Annotated in this window: 13 protein-coding genes and 1 other RNA gene; 6 read left to right on the plus strand and 8 right to left on the minus strand. The window is 70.0% G+C overall.

Features of this window, described 5'->3' with window-relative positions:
• Positions 1-42: 42 nt before the first annotated feature.
• Complete coding sequence (locus BJEO58_RS01145; protein ID WP_101586977.1) at positions 43-1,170, plus strand: ABC transporter permease; 1,128 nt, start codon at positions 43-45, stop codon at positions 1,168-1,170.
• Positions 1,171-1,268: 98 nt separating this feature from the next.
• The gene (locus BJEO58_RS01150; RefSeq protein ID WP_101586979.1) at positions 1,269-1,967 is read left to right on the plus strand and encodes an ABC transporter ATP-binding protein; all 699 of its coding nucleotides are present in this window, start codon (positions 1,269-1,271) and stop codon (positions 1,965-1,967) included.
• 4 nt (positions 1,968-1,971) lie between these two features.
• Here the strand turns inward: BJEO58_RS01150 and BJEO58_RS01155 are convergent, their stop codons facing one another.
• From BJEO58_RS01155 to BJEO58_RS01165, 3 genes are all read right to left on the minus strand, one after another.
• Positions 1,972-2,730 (minus strand): TIGR03085 family metal-binding protein, encoded by a 759-nt coding sequence (locus BJEO58_RS01155; RefSeq protein ID WP_180951778.1) that lies wholly within the window; start codon positions 2,728-2,730, stop codon positions 1,972-1,974.
• 113 nt (positions 2,731-2,843) lie between these two features.
• Positions 2,844-3,755, minus strand: coding sequence for a Sir2 family NAD-dependent protein deacetylase (locus BJEO58_RS01160; RefSeq protein WP_246075932.1), 912 nt, complete (start codon positions 3,753-3,755; stop codon positions 2,844-2,846).
• A gap of 23 nt (positions 3,756-3,778) precedes the next feature.
• Positions 3,779-4,777, minus strand: coding sequence for an alpha/beta fold hydrolase (locus tag BJEO58_RS01165; protein ID WP_101586982.1), 999 nt, complete (start codon positions 4,775-4,777; stop codon positions 3,779-3,781).
• A gap of 29 nt (positions 4,778-4,806) precedes the next feature.
• Between BJEO58_RS01165 and BJEO58_RS01170 the strand changes: the two genes are divergently transcribed.
• Entirely contained in the window at positions 4,807-5,268 is a 462-nt protein-coding gene (locus BJEO58_RS01170; RefSeq protein ID WP_101586984.1) for a flavodoxin family protein, read from the plus strand.
• 47 nt (positions 5,269-5,315) lie between these two features.
• Here BJEO58_RS01170 and purU read toward each other — a convergent pair whose 3' ends face one another.
• A complete protein-coding gene (purU, locus tag BJEO58_RS01175) occupies positions 5,316-6,203 on the minus strand; it encodes a formyltetrahydrofolate deformylase (RefSeq protein WP_101586986.1) in 888 nt (295 codons plus the stop codon).
• 79 nt (positions 6,204-6,282) lie between these two features.
• Between purU and ffs the strand changes: the two genes are divergently transcribed.
• Positions 6,283-6,378: signal recognition particle sRNA small type (gene ffs / locus BJEO58_RS01180), an RNA gene on the plus strand.
• 20 nt (positions 6,379-6,398) lie between these two features.
• Positions 6,399-6,863, plus strand: coding sequence for a MaoC/PaaZ C-terminal domain-containing protein (locus BJEO58_RS01185; protein WP_246075931.1), 465 nt, complete (start codon positions 6,399-6,401; stop codon positions 6,861-6,863).
• Here the strand turns inward: BJEO58_RS01185 and BJEO58_RS01190 are convergent.
• The 4 genes from BJEO58_RS01190 to BJEO58_RS01205 are packed head-to-tail and all read right to left on the minus strand — an operon-like array spanning position 6,829 to position 15,479.
• A complete protein-coding gene (locus tag BJEO58_RS01190) occupies positions 6,829-9,348 on the minus strand; it encodes a phosphotransferase (protein ID WP_101586990.1) in 2,520 nt (839 codons plus the stop codon). The two genes, BJEO58_RS01185 and BJEO58_RS01190, sit on opposite strands and share 35 nt — an antisense overlap.
• 5 nt (positions 9,349-9,353) lie before the next feature.
• Positions 9,354-11,507, minus strand: coding sequence for an ABC transporter ATP-binding protein (locus BJEO58_RS01195; RefSeq protein WP_101586992.1), 2,154 nt, complete (start codon positions 11,505-11,507; stop codon positions 9,354-9,356).
• Positions 11,504-14,083 (minus strand): glycosyltransferase, encoded by a 2,580-nt coding sequence (locus tag BJEO58_RS01200; protein WP_101586995.1) that lies wholly within the window; start codon positions 14,081-14,083, stop codon positions 11,504-11,506. The genes BJEO58_RS01195 and BJEO58_RS01200 overlap by 4 nt, the downstream gene beginning before the upstream one ends.
• Positions 14,073-15,479, minus strand: a complete 1,407-nt coding sequence (locus tag BJEO58_RS01205; RefSeq protein ID WP_180951779.1) for a glycosyltransferase family protein — start codon at positions 15,477-15,479, stop codon at positions 14,073-14,075. The genes BJEO58_RS01200 and BJEO58_RS01205 overlap by 11 nt, the downstream gene beginning before the upstream one ends.
• Before the next feature lie 195 nt (positions 15,480-15,674).
• Here BJEO58_RS01205 and BJEO58_RS01210 point away from each other — a divergent pair, with 195 nt between their 5' ends.
• On the plus strand, positions 15,675-16,613 hold the full coding sequence (locus tag BJEO58_RS01210) for a DUF808 domain-containing protein (RefSeq protein ID WP_101586997.1): 939 nt from the start codon (positions 15,675-15,677) through the stop codon (positions 16,611-16,613).
• Positions 16,614-16,654: the final 41 nt, after the last annotated feature.

The raw sequence follows: 16,654 nt of genomic DNA on the forward strand, positions 1-16,654 counted from the left end.
CCGTCCGCAACCACCCCGCTCCTCATCACATCGGAGGCTGTCATGTTCCTCGCCTGGCGCGACATGCGATTCGCCCGCGGCCGCTTCGCCCTCATCACCGGAGTCGTCCTGCTCATGACACTCCTCATCGGGCTGCTCTCCGGCCTCACGGGCGGGCTCGCGCAGCAGAACATCTCCGCAGTCCGCGCACTCGACGGAGAACGCGTCGTGCTGGCGGCGGAGACGTTCGACGAGTCCGAGCTCACCGATTCGCAGGTCGAGGCCTGGAGCGACTCGGACCTCGTGGAGAGCGTCCGGGAGGTCGGAATCCTCCGGTTCACGATCGACGGTCCCGAAGCCGACCCCGGCCGCGCCGACGCGGCGACCGCCGACGGGACCGGGACCTCGGGCTCGGGGATCTCCGCCGCGATGTTCGGCGGCGCCTCCGATTCCCCCTCCCGCGACGGCCAGGTGGCGCTGAGCCCGCAGGCCGCGGAGGACCTCGGCGTCGGCGACGACGACCACGTCTCAGTCCTCGGCATCGACCTCGCGGTGGACGTGCTCGACGACGACCGCTGGTATGCGCACACCCCCGTCGCCTACGTGACGATGAACGATTGGCACGACATGCAGACCCGCCTGGGACGCGACGACGTGGCGGCGACCGCGCTGACCCTCGACGTCTCCTCTGGTGCCGCCGACGCCGGCGGCACCAGCGTCTCCGAGCAGATCGATGCGCTCGCGGACGAGTCCTCGACGACCGCGAGCAGCAGCCTCTCCTCACTGCTCGCGATCGCCTCGTTCCGCTCAGAGATCGGCTCCCTGCTCATGATGGTGGGCATGCTGTTCGGCATCTCTGCATTGGTGGTCGGCGCATTCTTCACCGTGTGGACCATGCAGCGCACGGGCGACGTCGCCGTGCTCAAGGCACTGGGCGCGTCGACCCCGTCGCTCATGCGCGACGCCCTGGGCCAGTCCCTGGCAGTGCTGATCGCCGGAGTGGGCGGAGGGATCCTGCTCACGGCCGCACTGGGACTGGCGGTCAGCGGTGTCGTGCCGTTCATCGTCGCCTGGTACACCACGCTCCTGCCCGCCGTGCTCCTCATCGCACTGGGACTCGTGGGGGCCGGGTTCGCACTGCGCTCCGTCACGCAGGCTGACCCACTCACCGCGCTGGGCACCGCACGCTGAGCACCGGTCGATCCGGGGGCCGGTCTGCCGGCCGTGCCCTCGCCCGCCGCTGAATCCCAGCTGGGATGAGTCCCAGCTCCACCGAAAGGACCCTTCTCATGCTCTCGCTCACCGGTATCACCCTGACATTCCCCGACGGCACCAGCCGGATCACCGCCGTCGACAGTGCGGATCTCGAGGTCGCCGACGGCACCGTCGCGGGCCTCACGGGGCCCTCCGGTTCGGGGAAGTCCAGTCTCCTGGCCGTCGCTTCCACACTCGTGCGGCCCGATGCGGGCACCGTGCGGATCGCGGACGTCGACGCGACCTCGCTCTCGCAGACGGACGCGGCCCGCCTGCGGCGCGAGCGGATCGGCATCGTCTTCCAGCAATCCAACCTGCTGCCGTCACTCACCGCTCGCGAACAGCTGCTCATCATGGGCGAGATGGACGGTGATCGCAGCGCCCGCGCTGCACGTCATCGGGCTGCGGACGAACTGCTCGGCGTCGTCGGACTGGGCGATCACCGCGACGCTCGTCCCGCTGCGCTGTCCGGTGGTCAGCGACAGCGGATCAACATCGCACGCGCCCTCATGGGGCATCCGAACGTCCTCATCGTCGATGAACCCACTTCCGCGCTGGATCGTGCGCGCGGCGAGGAGATCATCGAGCTCGTCGTGGACCTCACCCGCGACCTGGGCACGGCGACGCTGCTCGTCACCCACGACCTGCAGCTCATGCCGCGCTTCGATGCGACATACGAGATGACCGACGGCAGCCTCGCTCCCGTGGTCGAGCCTCACCCCTCACACGTGTGAGCCCTCAGATCTCCGAGCCCTCGGGCCTCTCCACGATCGGGCCGCGCTTCTTCTTCTGGTGCTGCACGGCGGCCGGCCACTCGCCCGCGACGGAGTCGGATTCCGCCGCGGCGACCTCGTCCGGGGTGCCGCCCACGACTTCGGCGTCCTCGTCGTCGGAGACAGGGGCTGATTCGCGCACATCCACGACGGCATGCGATTCGCGTCCGAACAGGTAGAGCAGCAGTTCGATCGGCATCCCGGTCACGGTGACCGTCGTCTTGTTGGTCCGACCGGCACGGAACGGGTCGAAGCCCCGTGGCTGCAGGACGACGTGGAGGCCCTGACGGATCGCATACGAGAGCGCGAGCGCACGGACGAGGGGCAGCATGTCCTTCTGCACCTGAGTGCCCAGCTCCCGCGCACGCCAGCCCGGCTGTGCACGCCGCACGTCCTCGTGGTGGATGAGGAACTCCGCTGTGTTCATGAGCGAGTCGACGCCCACGCCCCACGAACTGGGGTTCCAGGCGGTGGGCCCCTGCGCGATCTTGCCGACCAGTTCGATCCACGGGGTGTCTCGCAGCAGTTCGTCGACTCGTTCGTGGCGCTTCGCGAAGAGCTTGAGGTGCTCACCGACGAGGGCGGGGAGGTCGCGATCGCGCATCACCAGATGAACTGCGAGGTCACGGGTATCCCAGCCCTCGCACAGAGTGGGCGCTCCGGGCCCCACCTTCCGCAGGAGAGATGCGAGCCTGAGTCGTTCTTCCCGTGCGAGCGATGTCATACCCCAAGCGTGCCCCAGGGGACCGCGCGTGTCGAGCATGACCACGCCCCGTGCACCAACGAACAGAGAGGGGACACCTGCTGCTCAGGTCCCGTGCGCCCTCACCCGACTCGTCACCCGCGCCCCGCGGCGCTCGACCACGCGGTGAGGAAGTCCGCCGTCCGTGACAGGGACCGCATGTCCGCGAGCTCATCGCCACGGGTCGGCCCGTCGGTGTCGATGACGACGAGCGCGCCGCGCTTCGCGGCCGCTCGCACGAATCGCAGTCCGCTCATGACGGCCAGCGACGAGCCCAGCACGACGAGTGCGTCGGCCTGCTCGACCATGCCCAGCGCGTTGTCGACGACGCCCCGATCGACCGTCTCTCCGAAGAACACGAGGTCGGGCTTGAGCAGTCCGCCGCACACCGGGCAGTCGCGGACTCGGAACCCGCGCGTCTGCTCGAGCTCCGCATCGCCGTCGGGCGCGACCTCGATATCGCGCGGATCGACGTCGATCCGGTCGAGGAAGCCCGGGTTGAGGCGTGTGAGTTCATCCTGCATCCACTGGCGGGAGTTCGTGCGTCGGCAGGAGAGGCACACGATGCGGTCGAGCCGACCGTGGAGCTCGACGACGTTCTGCACTCCCGCCGACCGGTCGAGCCCGTCGACGTTCTGCGTGATGGTGCCGAGCAGCCCCAGAGCAGCGAGCGAGCGGTGTGCCGCGTTCGGCTCCGCCCACACGATCCTCTCCCAGCCCACCCAGCTGCGCGCCCAGTAGCGCGAGCGCTCGAGTGGTCCGGCGAGGAACTTCTGATAGGTCATGGGTGAGCGGGTGAGCGCGTCCGGGCCGCGGTAGTCCGGGATGCCCGAATCGGTGCTCATCCCCGCCCCTGCGAGCACGACGGTCCGCGCAGCGCCCACGGTCAGCAGCCGGTCGATGATCTCCGCATCCGTGTGCGACGGGGCGGCCGGGCGCTCACGACCCCGCAGCGGATCCCGGATCACAGCCACGGCGGTCCCCCGGTGTCGGAGGGTCTGCTGCACTCACCACTCATGCTGGAACCCTCTCACGGGTGCTCGCGGATCCAGTCGATCACGGACCCTGCCACCACCTCCGGCTCCTGCTCCGGCAGCCAGTGGGAAGCACCGGGGATCTCGACGAAGCGGTAGTCGCCTTCGACGTACCGGCCGGTGAGCTCCGCCGCGCCGCGCGTGAATGCCAGGTCCTCACTGCCCCACACGTAGAGGGTGGGGATGGTGACCGGTCCGTCCTCCGATCGCGCTCCCCCATACGCCAGGTAGTACGCGAGTGCGGCTTTCAGGACTCCGGGCTGGGAGAACCGGTCGATGTACGACTGGACCCGGTCCTCGGCGAAGGTGCCGTCGTAGAGCGCGGCGAGCTTCGCCCCGCCGTCAGCGAGCATCCGCTCCTCCACACCCGCGGGATCCGTGCGGATCCGCCGCATGTAGTGCATCCGCTCGTGCTGCTCCGGGTCCTCCGCGATGCGGGTCGCGTGCGCGACCGGATGCGCCGTCGACACGGAGGTGAACGTGGCGAGCGCTTCGGGATGCTGTGCGGCGTACGACCAGCCCAGCACTCCGCCCCAGTCATGGCCCACCAGGTGGAAGCGGTCGAGGCCCCAGGCGCGGCGGAGCCCGTCGAGATCGTCGAGGAGTCGGTCGAGTGCGTAGTCGGCGACATCGGTCGGCCGCGCGCCCGGCGAATAGCCGCGCTGGTCGTAGGCGATGACATCGATGCCGTTCGCGGCCAGCTGCCGCGCGGTGTCCTCCCAGCATGCCGCGAACTGCGGCCAGCCGTGGACGAGCACTGCGACGGGGCGCTCCGCCGAGGCCGGGCCCGCGGCCGAGGTCCGGGCCGGGGATCCGCCCGGGGCCGCCTCCGAATCCTCTGTCGCGAGCACGCGGAAGCCGTCGAAGACGAGCCCGTCGAGCTCTGTCGTGAAGGCTTCACCGCCCAGTCGTTCGGCGACGGACTCGTTGTCGTACGGGCTGCCGATGCGCACGTCTTCGCGCACCGCGCCCTCTGTGTGATCTGCGTCTCCCATGTTTCAACAGTAGACGGTACCGTGGAGACATGGTTCGCATCCTGCTCATCCATCACTCGCCGACGGAGTCGACGCAGAAGATCGCCGCGTCCGCATTGAGCGCAGCGAAGCTCCCCGACCTCGCGGAGCTGGGCGAGCTCGAACTGATCGAGGTCGCCGCACTGGAGCCGAACATCGACCAGGTACTGCAGGCCGATGCCTACGTCCTGGGCACCACCGCGAACTTCGGCTACATCTCCGGCGCCCTCAAGCACTTCTTCGACACGGTGTACGACCATGTCCGCGAGCAGACGGCGGGCAGACCGTTCTCGTACTGGATCCACGGCGGCTACGACACCACCGGCGCAGAGAAGGCGATGGAGGCGCTCACCACCGGGATCGGGTGGAAGCTGTCCCACGACCCGGTCGTCTGGACGGGCGCGGTCGAGGACTCCCACCTCGAGCAGGTGCAGGAGATGACCGCGACGGTCATGGCCTCAGCACTGGAATGACGGCGCCTCGGCACTCTCATCGATGAACCCCGCTGATGGGCCTCGGCTCACCGCAGGACGACAGTGCGCCCTTCCTGCATGATGACCCGGTGCTCGGCATGCATCCGCACTGCGTCGGTCAGGGCCGCGACCTCTGCGTCCTGCCCGTGCCGCTGCAGGTCCGCAGGACTGTAGGAATGATCGACGGATGCGACCCGCTGCGTGATGATCGGCCCCTCGTCCAGATCGCTGGTGACGTAGTGGGCGGTCGCTCCGACCATCTTGACGCCGCGCTCGAACGCCTGGTGATAGGGCTTGGCGCCCTTGAAGCTCGGCAGGAAGGAGTGGTGGATGTTGATGCATCGACCGCTCAGCTCCTCCGTGAGTCCCTCTGACAGCACCTGCATGTAGCGGGCGAGCACGACGAGCTCCGCACTCGTCTGGTCGACGATCTCCAGGAGGCGCGACTCCGCTTCCGGCTTGGTGCCGGGGGTGACCGGCACGTGGTGGAACGGAACACCGTGCCACTCCACGAGAGACCGGTGGTCCTCGTGATTCGAGACCACGGCCGCGATCTCCACGGGGAGATGACCGGACTGCGCGCGGTAGAGGAGGTCACGCAGGCAGTGCACCCACTTCGACACCATGAGCACGACCGGCATGCGGCGCGCCAGGGGCCTCAGGAGAAGCGTCATCGCGAACTCCTCCGCGACGACGTCCAGGTCTGTGCGCAGAGCGGATTCCGCGTCCGCCCGTGCAGGCACCGTGAAGGCGAAGCGCGCGAAGAACGTGCCGTGGACGGCGTCCTCGAACGTCTTCGACTCCGTCACGTTGCATCCGTGCTCACTCAGGACACGGCTCACCCCTGCGACGATGCCGGGCCGGTCATCGCAGTGGAGTGTGAGGACGTAGGAGCCGGTCGCCGCGTCCTGGGAGACCATGTCGAGGGAAGTCATGGTGACATTCAAGCATCCCCGGTCCCCTCGTCCGGCAGGGGCCGGTTCGCCGTTCGGCGAGCACTGGACTAGACTGACTCCCGGCTTCCCACGCGGCGTCATCTTGCGAACTCCCCCAGGGCCGAAAGGCAGCAAGGGTAAGTGAGCTCTGGCGGGTGCGTGGGAAGTCCTTCACTCTCCAACGAGGAGTCGATGATGACTGAAGCCACTCCGCACACGTCCACCCGTCTGCCCGCGGAGCAGATCCCCGTCGGTGTCGAGCGAGCGCTCGGATCGCACACGGTGACGGAGGCAGAAGTGCTCGCCTTCGGCCGCGACTGGGACCCCCAGTACTTCCACGTGGACGCGGCTGCGGCGGAGCAGTCGGATTTCGGCGGTCTCATCGCCAGCGGCATCCACACCCTCGCGGTCTTCCAGCGGCTCAGTGTCGAGACGGTGCTGAGCGGCTTCGACATCGTCGCGGGCAAGCAGCTGCGCTCCGTGCGGTTCCTGCGACCGGTCCGGCCGGGGGACACCCTCACCGGCTCGATGCGGGTGGAGGAGATGAGTCCGCCGCAGGAGGGCCGCGCCGTCGGCGTCTCATCAGGGTCACTGGTGAATCAGCACGGCAAGAAGGTCCTCGACGTCACGGTCGACTTCGTGGCCCGCGCCCAGCGCTGACCTGTCCGCGCTCGCCGCAGACCTCTGCGCACCATGACTGCGCGATCGGACGCCAGCGCGGTCGGAACGCATAGACGCCCACCAGGCGCAGTGCTGAGGCGCGCGTGTACGCCTCCAGTCGCGCCTCATCGGCCTCCAGGTGCTCCGCCGCCCGATCGACGGCGGCGAGCGCGATGTCCCGGGCCTGCTGACTCATCAGTCCCTGGTGGTGGCGCAGGCGCATGTGGGCGATGAGATTGCCGAGGTCCAGTTCCGGCTCTGCGTACGCGAGCGTGTCGAAGTCGAGCAGTGACAGTGCGCCGGTTCCCCGATCGAACAGCATCTGTCCGTCGTGCAGGTCCCGGTGGCTGATGCCGAGGCCCCCGGCCCGCTTCCGCAGTGCGAACGCGACATCGTCCGCGGCGGCGACGTACTGCCTGCGCATCGCCCGGCCCGCAGGACTGTCGCACCAGCCCAACGGGTCGTAGTCGGTGAGATGGCCCGCCCAGGTCGCCACGACCTCGGCCTCGGCATCTGCGTCATGGACGTCTGCGACCCCGCCGGTCGAGCGCACGAGTCCGGGCCAGTTCTCCACCCAGCTCTCCCACATCTCCTGCCACGCGGTGAGGTCCGCACGCGCGGCCAGGTCCGCCACGGGCGTTCCCGCTGCGGAGGAGAGGGTGAGGGAGTGCTGGTCGGTGGTCAGCACCTCGGGCGCCCAGAAGCCTGCCCCACGGGCCAGCCGGCCGGCGGTCTCCGCCGCCTCCGCGACGCGGGCGACCTTCTTCGGCCGCAGGTGCTTCACGTAGACGACTCCACCGGGAGCATCATCCACGGCCTGCCGCACGACCGCCCGCCGGCCGGCGCGGTGGACAAGCAGCTCGCCGCCGGGCCGCAGTCCGGGCAGGCGCTCGTCCGTCGCAGGCGGGAGCAGGCGGATGTCGCCGTCCTCGTCGAAGATCCCGGCGCGCAGTCTGCCCGCCTCGTCACGGCCTTCGAACAGCTGGGTTCCGTCAGCGCTCGGCCAGGCACGGCCCACCGCGACGTTCCCGTCAGCGGTCTCCACCGAGTGCGACAGCAGCGGTCGGGAAGCCCGTCGGGTGGTCGTGTCCACCGCCGATCGCGAGCCCGCGCCCACGGAGTCCGTCGAGCCCACGAGCGCATCCGCGAGCCAGATCCTCCGCTCGACCTCGTCGACGGGGTCGGGGACGAGATCGCGCACCGGTTCGCTGCAGCGCAGCAGCACGTGGAGAGCGGTCCACACAGGGACATCGATCGGTGTGCGGCCCCCGGCGGACGCGTACGCGTCGAGGAACGGGTCGATCGTCGCGGCGCGATCGGCGAGCAGCTCGACGGCCGCGAACGACCCCAGGTCGAAACCGGGGGCTCCCGCGCTCACGCGGTCGAAGTCGTTCAGCAGCACCCGATCGCCCAGCAGGACCTGGTCGGTGGAGAAGTCTCCGTGGAGGACGACCGGCGGGGCGTCCTCGAACGAACGCAGGACCGAATGCGCCACTGCGTCGAAAGCGGCGACCAGTGCGGGCGCGAATGCGATGATCGCATCGCGAGCACCTGCCACGCGTGCCGCGGGGTCGATCTCGCACAGCGGTCCCGTGCTCTCCAGCGCCCGGTCCACTCGTCGTCGGTCTGCCGTGTGGAGAGCGGCCAGCGCCTCTGCCGTCTCAGTGAGGAGGCGGTCGCCGTCCGCACTGGCCGCACCAGAGGCACCGGCAGAAGCAGACGCACGCGCCTCCGCGGCCGTGGCTCCCAGCGCGCGGGCCAGGTCTCCGCCGGGCATGACGGGGAAGATCTGGACCCCCGGAGCGGGCGCCGCGCACGGTTCGAGCACCGGCACCCCCTGCGCAGCGAGATTCCGGAGGACTCGCACCACTGCGTCGTCGGCGGCATCGTCTTCGGCTGCGCTCACTTTGACGACGACCTCCCCGTCCGCCACGACGGCGCCGTCGACGCGCGGTGATTCGGCGATCTGCACGAGCCGCTTCCACGGGTTGTACGCCAGGACGCGTCCTCGAGGCGACCCGTCACGGTGGACGAGCCGGCGGACCGCACGCAGGCGGCGTCGCAGTCGCAGGTCCGCACCGATCGGTCCCGACAGCAGAGTGCAGTCCGGATGGCGCGGCACAGGAGCGTCGACGAGGCGAATGCCGGATCTCTTCGCGGCACGACGCAGATTCGAGATCTTGTCACGCGATTCGGGACCGAAGAGCACCAGCCAGCGGGGTGGCTCCTGTGCGTCAGGGACCGTTCGGGCGACGAGCGAGTATCCCGGCTTGTACCGCAGGTGCTCCAGCCGGACGTCGGTCCCGAGGATCTGTGCGAGCTCGCGGCCGGCCTCACCTCCGACCGCGGCGTCGCGCACCCATTCCAGCAGGGCGGTCATAGGGCGGCCCCCCGTCGCACGCGAGGGCCCGGTCGTGGGCGATGCGCCGATCCCGTGCGGGTCAGCGAGCGCGTGCGGCTCGTCGATGCGCTGGTCTCCGTGCACAGCCCTCACCCCCGCACGTGGATGCGGTCGGCCGAGGTCCGCACACGGCGCGCCGGCTGGTGCGCGGGCATCGGTGGAGGCTGCTCTGCCGGGTGCCACGAGGGCTTGGGCGGGATGTGGGGAAGCATCGTCGTCGGTTCGGACGCCGAGGCCGCGAGCTCCGCTGCCGGGGCACCGGTCACCTGCTCCTCCGCGCTCGTTCCCAGGACTGCCGGCTCGTCTCGTGGACTCCGCGCGTCCCGCTCGCCATTCGCCTCGCGCTGGGATTCGACCCAGGCGGTGAAGCGCTCCTCCCCGTGGGCGAGCAGGTCGAGCGGTGCACCGTCCACGAGGATCCGGCCCTCCTCGATCCACACGACCCTGTCCACGTCGAGCGCCGTCGCCGCGTCGTGCGTGATGAACAGAGTGGTCCGCCCGCGAGTGAGGCTGTCCAGTGCATCGCGCACCGCTTGGGCGGAGGACGGGTCCAGCCCGGTGGTCGCCTCGTCGAGGACCACGACGGACGAATCGCGCAGGACGGCTCGTGCGATCGCGATCCGCTGACGCTGGCCGCCGGACAGTGTCCCGCCGCGTTCGCCCACGAGGGTGTCGTACCCGTCAGGCATCCGGGTGATGAAGTCATCCGCAGATGCCGCGCGTGCGGCGGCGACGATCTCCGCGTCATCCGCATCGAGCCGACCGAAGCGGATGTTGTCGCGGATCGTGCCGGCGAACAGCACCGTGTCCTGTGGGACGTACGCCATGTGGGAGCGCACGGACTCAAGAGTGAGGGTGCGCAGATCGGTCCCGTCGAGCTCGACGCGACCGCCGACGGGGTCGAGCAGCCTCAGCGCCAGCATCGCAAGCGTCGACTTGCCCGCCCCGGATGGTCCGACCACGGCGACCGACTGGCCGGCGGGGATGTCCAGATCGAGGCCCCGCAGCACCTGCGGAGCCGAACCCTGCTCGTCGCCGGGGATCCCGTAGCCGGCATGCACGCCGGAGAACCGCAGACGTCCCTCCGTCCGCCCCATCTCCCGAGCCCCCGGGGCAGAGCCGATCTCGATCGGCACGTCGAGCAGGTCGGCCACGCGTTCACCCGATGCCGTCGCCCGCGCGATGCGACCCGTGTACTTCGCGAGGTCGCGCAGCGGCTTCATCGCGGTCTTGAGGTAGGTGAGGAAGATGACGAGGTCGCCCGGCGTCATCGCGCCCTGTGTCACGCGCCAGCCTCCTCCGGCGAGCACGAGTGCGGTCGCGATGCCGACGATGACGTCGGTGCGGCGCTCCAGCCCGGCTGCCAGGCGCTTCGCCTGCACACCCTCCTTGAGGGTCTTCGCGTTGGATCCTGCGAAGCGTCCGGAGACCTCGTCCTCGAGTCCGTAGGCGTGGACCACGTCGGATGCGCCCAGCGACTCCTGGGCGATGTCCGCCAGCTGCCCCTCACCCCGTCGCGTCTTCCGCGCGGCCCGTGTGATCTTCCCCGTCGAGCCGCGGGACAGCAGCGCGTAGGACGCACAGGCGAGGACGACCACCAGGGCCAGCAGCGGATCGAGGATCGCCATGACGATGCCCATCGCGATGAGCGTGATGATGTTCGCGAACAGCGGCAGTCCTGCGGTCACGGCGACGTCCTGGAGCTTGCCGACGTCTCCGACGAGTCGCTGGACGACATCGCCGCGGCGCGCTCGGCGCTGCCGCACGATCGACATCCGCTGGACGTGGCTGAACACGCGGGCGCGCAGCTGTGTGGCGATGCGCGAACCGGCGAGCGCGAACGCGACGGTCGCGAGGTAGTTCGCCAGAGCGCGCATCCCGATGATCACCACGACGGCGGCACCGCAGGCCAGCAGCAGGCCGGTGGTCGCCTCGGCCGCCCCGTCGAGGTCTGCACCGAGCCGGGCGGAGACCGCATCGACGACGAACTTCACCGGCCAGGGCTCCAGCACACGGAAGACGACCTCGAAGAGGAGTGCGACGACGCCGCCGGCCATGAGACCGCGGTGTCCGCGCACGTGCGGTGACACGATGCCGAGAGTGCGGCGCAGCGCGTGACCGTCGACGCGGCCGGTCGGCCCACTGCGAGACGCCCCCCGTCGAGCGTCGGCATCCGCAGCGGTGGACACAGTCGGTTCGGTGGGCACCGTCGGTTCGGTCGGCACGGCCGGTTCGGCAGTCATGCCGGCACCCGGTCAGTGATCGGCGACTCCAGGACCCCGGTCTCCATACCCGTGAGCACGGCGTCGACGACGCGGTTCCAGTCGTGGCGCTCGACGGCCAGTCGGCGAGCGCGGCGGGACATGTCCTGACGCGCATGCCGGTCCTCGGCCAACGAGTCGAGGACGCGGCCGAGCGCACCCGCATCCGACGGCGGCACCAGGATCCCCGCACCGGTGCCGTCCAGGACCTGCGGGATCTGTCCGATCGCCGATGCGACGACCGGCAGCCCCGCAGCGAGGTACTCGTAGACCTTGAGCGGGGAGAAGTAGGAGTCCGACGCGGCCGCCGACGGGTATGGCGCGACGGCGACGTCACTGTCCGCGAGCAGATCGGGGACCTGCTCCGGGGCGACTGCTCCTGTGAACTCGACCCGGGCGGCGGTGTGCCCGGGCAGCTGGGCGACGCGTGCGCGCAGCTCCTCACCCTGCGGCCCGTCGCCCACGATGCGCAGTCGCCAGTCCCCGGCTGATTCCGCGAGTGCGCTCAGCAGCACATCGGTCCCGTGCCACGGCTTGAGGGTGCCGACGAACACGACCCGTGCTGGTGCCGGCGCCTGCTCGGCGTCCTCCTCACGCGGGAGCAGTCGGCGCGTGTTCACTCCGTTCGGCGCGACAACGATCGTCGATCCGCTCACGGCGTCCCCTCCCGTCGTCCGCACCCAGTCCGCGACGGGCTCGGACACGCAGGCGATGCGGGTCGCAGCCGAGGTCTGGGAGCGCAGCGCTGTGAGTGCCGCGTCCGCGTCGACGAGCTCGCGGTGCTCCCGCTGCTCGTCGATGAGCGGGGCGTTCACCTCGAGGACGCCCGGGACGCCTTCGACGGCGGCCCGTGCGAGCACGTCGGAGAAGAGGGAGTACCGCTCGTAGACGAGGTCTGTGCCATCTGCCAGCACGCGGTGGGCGATCTCCTGAGCAGCATCGACCTGAGCGCGTTCGCGCTGGGCAGTGCCGCCGGATCCCACCGGCACGTGGACCACACGGAGATCCGCGAGGTCGGAGGGGGGTTCGACCTTCCCGCGCCGCGCGGCGTAGACGGTGACGTCGGCGCCGCGGTCGCGCAGGACGCGCACGACTTCCTGGATGTGGACGGTGGCACCCTTCGTGCCGAACACCGGGATCCCCGGATCGACGCACACGTACGCGACCCGCCTGCCCCGCAGATCCGGCACCGGTCCGGCCACTGCAGCATCCGCCGAGGCCGGGGCGGCTGCCGAGCCCTCTGCCGGACTCGCCTGTGCCCGGGCCCGGAGGCTCGCGGTGTCAGCGGCCGACAGCGCATCGGTGGACACACCGTCCTCAAGACCCATGAGGGTGCGTCCCTGACGCCCCGAATCGAAGCGCGCCTCGATGAGCGATCGCGCCCGGCGGGCCATCCCCGCCCGGTCGAACGCGGGGTCCGCGAGCCGTGTGAGGGCGCGGACGAGTCCGTCGAGGTCGCCGGGCGCGTGGAGCAGCCCCGTGTCCTCGTCGCGCACCGCTTCGGGGATGCCGGTGACGGTCGAGGCGACACAGGGGACACCGATCGCCATCGCCTCGAGCAGGACGGTCGGCAGCCCGTCCGCGTTGCCGTCGGCACCGACGACGCACGGCGACGCGAAGACGTCCGCGTCCCGCAGCAGGTCGACGACCTCGACCTGCGTCACAGCACCCAGGAGGGTGACGACGTCATCCGCCTCCGCCTCGGAGATCATGTCAGTGAGAGCCTCGCGCTGGTCGCCGTCACCGGCGATCCGCACATGGACCGGGATCCCCCCGTCCCGCAGACGGAGGGCGGCGGAGATGAGGTCGGCGAAGCCCTTCTTCTCCACGAGGCGACCGACTCCGACGATCTGCAGCGGTGTCGTCTGGTCGACGCGGCGGGGAGCTCGATAGGGGAAGCGATCCAGCTCGAGTCCGTTGTAGACCAGGTGGACGCGGTCGGCTGAGTCCGGCGCGAGCTGAGCGAGGTGGTCGAGGTTGTAGGAGGAGATCGTCACGGTGTGGTGCGCACGACTCAGCAGGAGGCGCAGGCGATCCGGGTCGACCGAATCGTGGAAGAGATCCTTCGCGTGCGTCGTGACGGAGAACGTCACTCCCGCCAGCAGCGCGGCGAGCTCCGCGGTCTGACCCGCGAGCGAACCGAAGTGCCCGTGGAGGTGCGTGATGCCGCGGCGGTGCAGCTCGAGCGCGATCCACACGGCCTGATGCACGTCGTCTGCGGGGTAGGCGGTGAGTTCCGGGAGGAGATCGGCCCAGCGCTGTGCGAATCCGGGCAGATGCGCGGTAGCCACACCGATGGTCTCCCAGCCCTCCGACATCTTCCGCGGGCGCGGAACGAAGTGGACCGGGGCCTTCACTCGGGCGAGCTCCGGGTGGAATCGCACGTCCGTGGTGGGGCGGAGCGCGAAGATGTCGAGCGAGTCCCCTGCGGCTTCGCGGGCGAGGATCTCCGTGACGATGAACGTCTCGGAGAAGCGCGGATAGACCTTGACGACGTAGGCGGTGCGGCGACGGGATGAGGCGCGTCGTTCAGGTGAGGTGCGTCGTTCAGCCGACATGGGCGGCCTCCCTTCGGTCTCCACCCGTGGCACGTGCACCGGGGGCGGTGCGCGGCGCGGCGCTCGCGGGCGCGGTATCGGGTGTGGGTGTGGGTGTGGGTACGAGCGTGGACGTAGGTGCGGGATGTGCAGAAGCAGGGCGGGGCAGGGTCCGCACGCGCGCGGACTCCCCCGTGGCGTGGCCTGCGGCCAGCTCGACCACGCGGGCGAGTCCGTCGAGGCGCAGGGAACCGCGCGCGGCGACCTGGCGGTCCCGTACGGCTCCGTCGTCGGTCACTGCGGCGGCGATCCACTCTCCGATCGACTCGGGAGCCAGCCGCGAGGGGGTGCACCAGTCGAGGGCGCCCTGCGCCCCCAGCCCGCGCGCCCGGATGAGCTGCTCCGTGCGAGGCTCCACCCGCGGACAGACGAGCAGGGGCGTGTCGGTGGCCAGCGCCTCGGTCACGGTGTTGTAGCCGCCCATCGCGATGAGGGCGTCAGCCGAGCGGATGCAGGCGAGACCGTCCGGCACGGTCGTGACGACGCGAGTGCGGGAGCCCGCGACGACGGCGGCCGAATGCACCGCCATACGATCAGCGGCCGGCATCTGCGGGCCGGTGACGAGGAGGTGCTCGACACCCTCGGGCAGTGGTGCGGCCGCAGCGGCACCGGCGAGTGCTGCGCCGTCGCCACCGCCCCCGACCATGGTGACGACGAAGGGGGTCTTCGGGAGATCGACGTCCGCGCGCGCCGATCTGTCGGCCGCGAGGAGGCCGGTGAAGCGGGTCATGTGCACGAGCTGGGGCGGGATCTCGCCGGTGGCGATCGTGTCGTGCACGGAGCGGTCGCCGTAGACCCACAGCTCGTCGTAGAGGTCGACGACCCGGTCGACGCCCACGTGCTCCCACTCGCGCATCGCGGTCACCGGGTCGTCGAGCACCTCGCGCAGACCCAGCACGATGCGCGCCTCGGGCTTCTGCGCCCGGAACTCGGTGAGCGGCCCGTCGAGTTCGCCGTCCGCACCGAACGGGTGGCGGTCGACGACGACCAGGTGCGGGCGGAAGGTCAGCAGAGCGCCCGTGATGACCGAGGAGCGCAGTCCCCGGACCCGCTGCGGCGCGACGTCGAGCCGGCGGGGCACGTAGGAGGAGACGTCACGGTGCCCGTGGTCCGTCCCCGTCGCCTCCTTCGTGATGCCGGGGACCAGGAGCCAGTCCCAGCCGTCGGGCAGGGGGAACTGGGCGGCATCGCTTGCGCCGGAGATGATGAGGCCGGACACCGGACGGCCAGTCGCCTCGGGCAGGCCGGCGGCCAGCGCCTCGGCGATCGCAAGGTTGCGCCGCGTGTGGCCCAGGCCCACGGAGTCATGAGAGTAGAGCACCACTCTCAGTGCGTCCGCGGTGGTGGTGTCGCGCATCGATTCTCCTGGGGTTCGGTCGACCGGCGGTGACTTCCGCCGCCGGTGTGTGCCTGATCCACGCTAGGGAGAGGGTGTGAGACACGTGTTAGACGATCATGAGCGTTCTCTTATGAAGGAGACGGCGATCTCATCGCCGAAGAGGGCGCGTCGGTTCTAGGCTGTCACCATGCACACGAGCACAGGATCCCTCCGATGAGCGGCGGTCTGGTCGCGCTCCTCGACGACGTCGCCGCGATGGCACGGCTGGCGGCGGCGAGCGTGGACGACGTCGCCGCAGGAGCCGCGAAAGCGGGAGCGAAGGCCGCCGGTGTGGTCATCGACGATGCAGCCGTCACCCCGCAGTACGTGACCGGGGTGAAGCCGGCGCGTGAGCTCCCGATGATCTGGCGGATCACGAAGGGGTCGCTGCGGAACAAGCTCCTCATCATCGTTCCGATCCTGCTGGTCCTCAGCACGTTCCTGCCGCAGGTCCTCACCCCGCTGCTGATGCTGGGCGGCGCGTATCTGTCGTATGAGGGTGCGCACAAGGTGTGGGAGAAGCTCCGGGGGAAGCACGCGGAGCGGGACGAGGAGCCGACTCAGGTGAAGGGCAGGGCGGCCGAGGACACCGTCGTGCGCGGTGCGATCACCACTGATTTCATCCTCAGCTGCGAGATCATGGTGATCTCCCTCAATGAGGTCGGAGCGGAGACGCTCCTGACGCGCGCGATCATCCTCGTGGTCGTGGCGATCGGCATCACCGCACTCGTCTACGGCGCGGTGGCGATCATCGTGAAGATGGACGATGTGGGCCTGGCGATGACCCAGCGACCGCGTGCTGCTGCACAGCGCGTGGGGCGCGCACTCGTCACGGCGATGCCCCACGTGCTCGATGGCCTGGCGATCGTGGGCACCTTCGCCATGCTGTGGGTCGGCGGCCATATCCTGCTCGTCGGCATGTCCGACCTGGGCCTCTCCCTGCCCTACGACCTCGTCCACTCCCTCGAGACCCCCGTCGCGGGGATCGCGGCCGTGGGCGGTCTCCTCGCGTGGCTGGTCAACACTCTGTGCTCGATGGTGCTGGGATTCATCGCGGGCTCACTCGTGCTGGGTGTCATCAGCCTCACTCCCCTGGGCACGAAGGGTCACTGAGGGCGCGCTTCCGGCGCGTGGCGTGCTGCATCTCACCGCCC

Source organism: Brevibacterium jeotgali, assembly GCF_900169175.1.
Classification (GTDB): domain Bacteria; phylum Actinomycetota; class Actinomycetes; order Actinomycetales; family Brevibacteriaceae; genus Brevibacterium; species Brevibacterium jeotgali.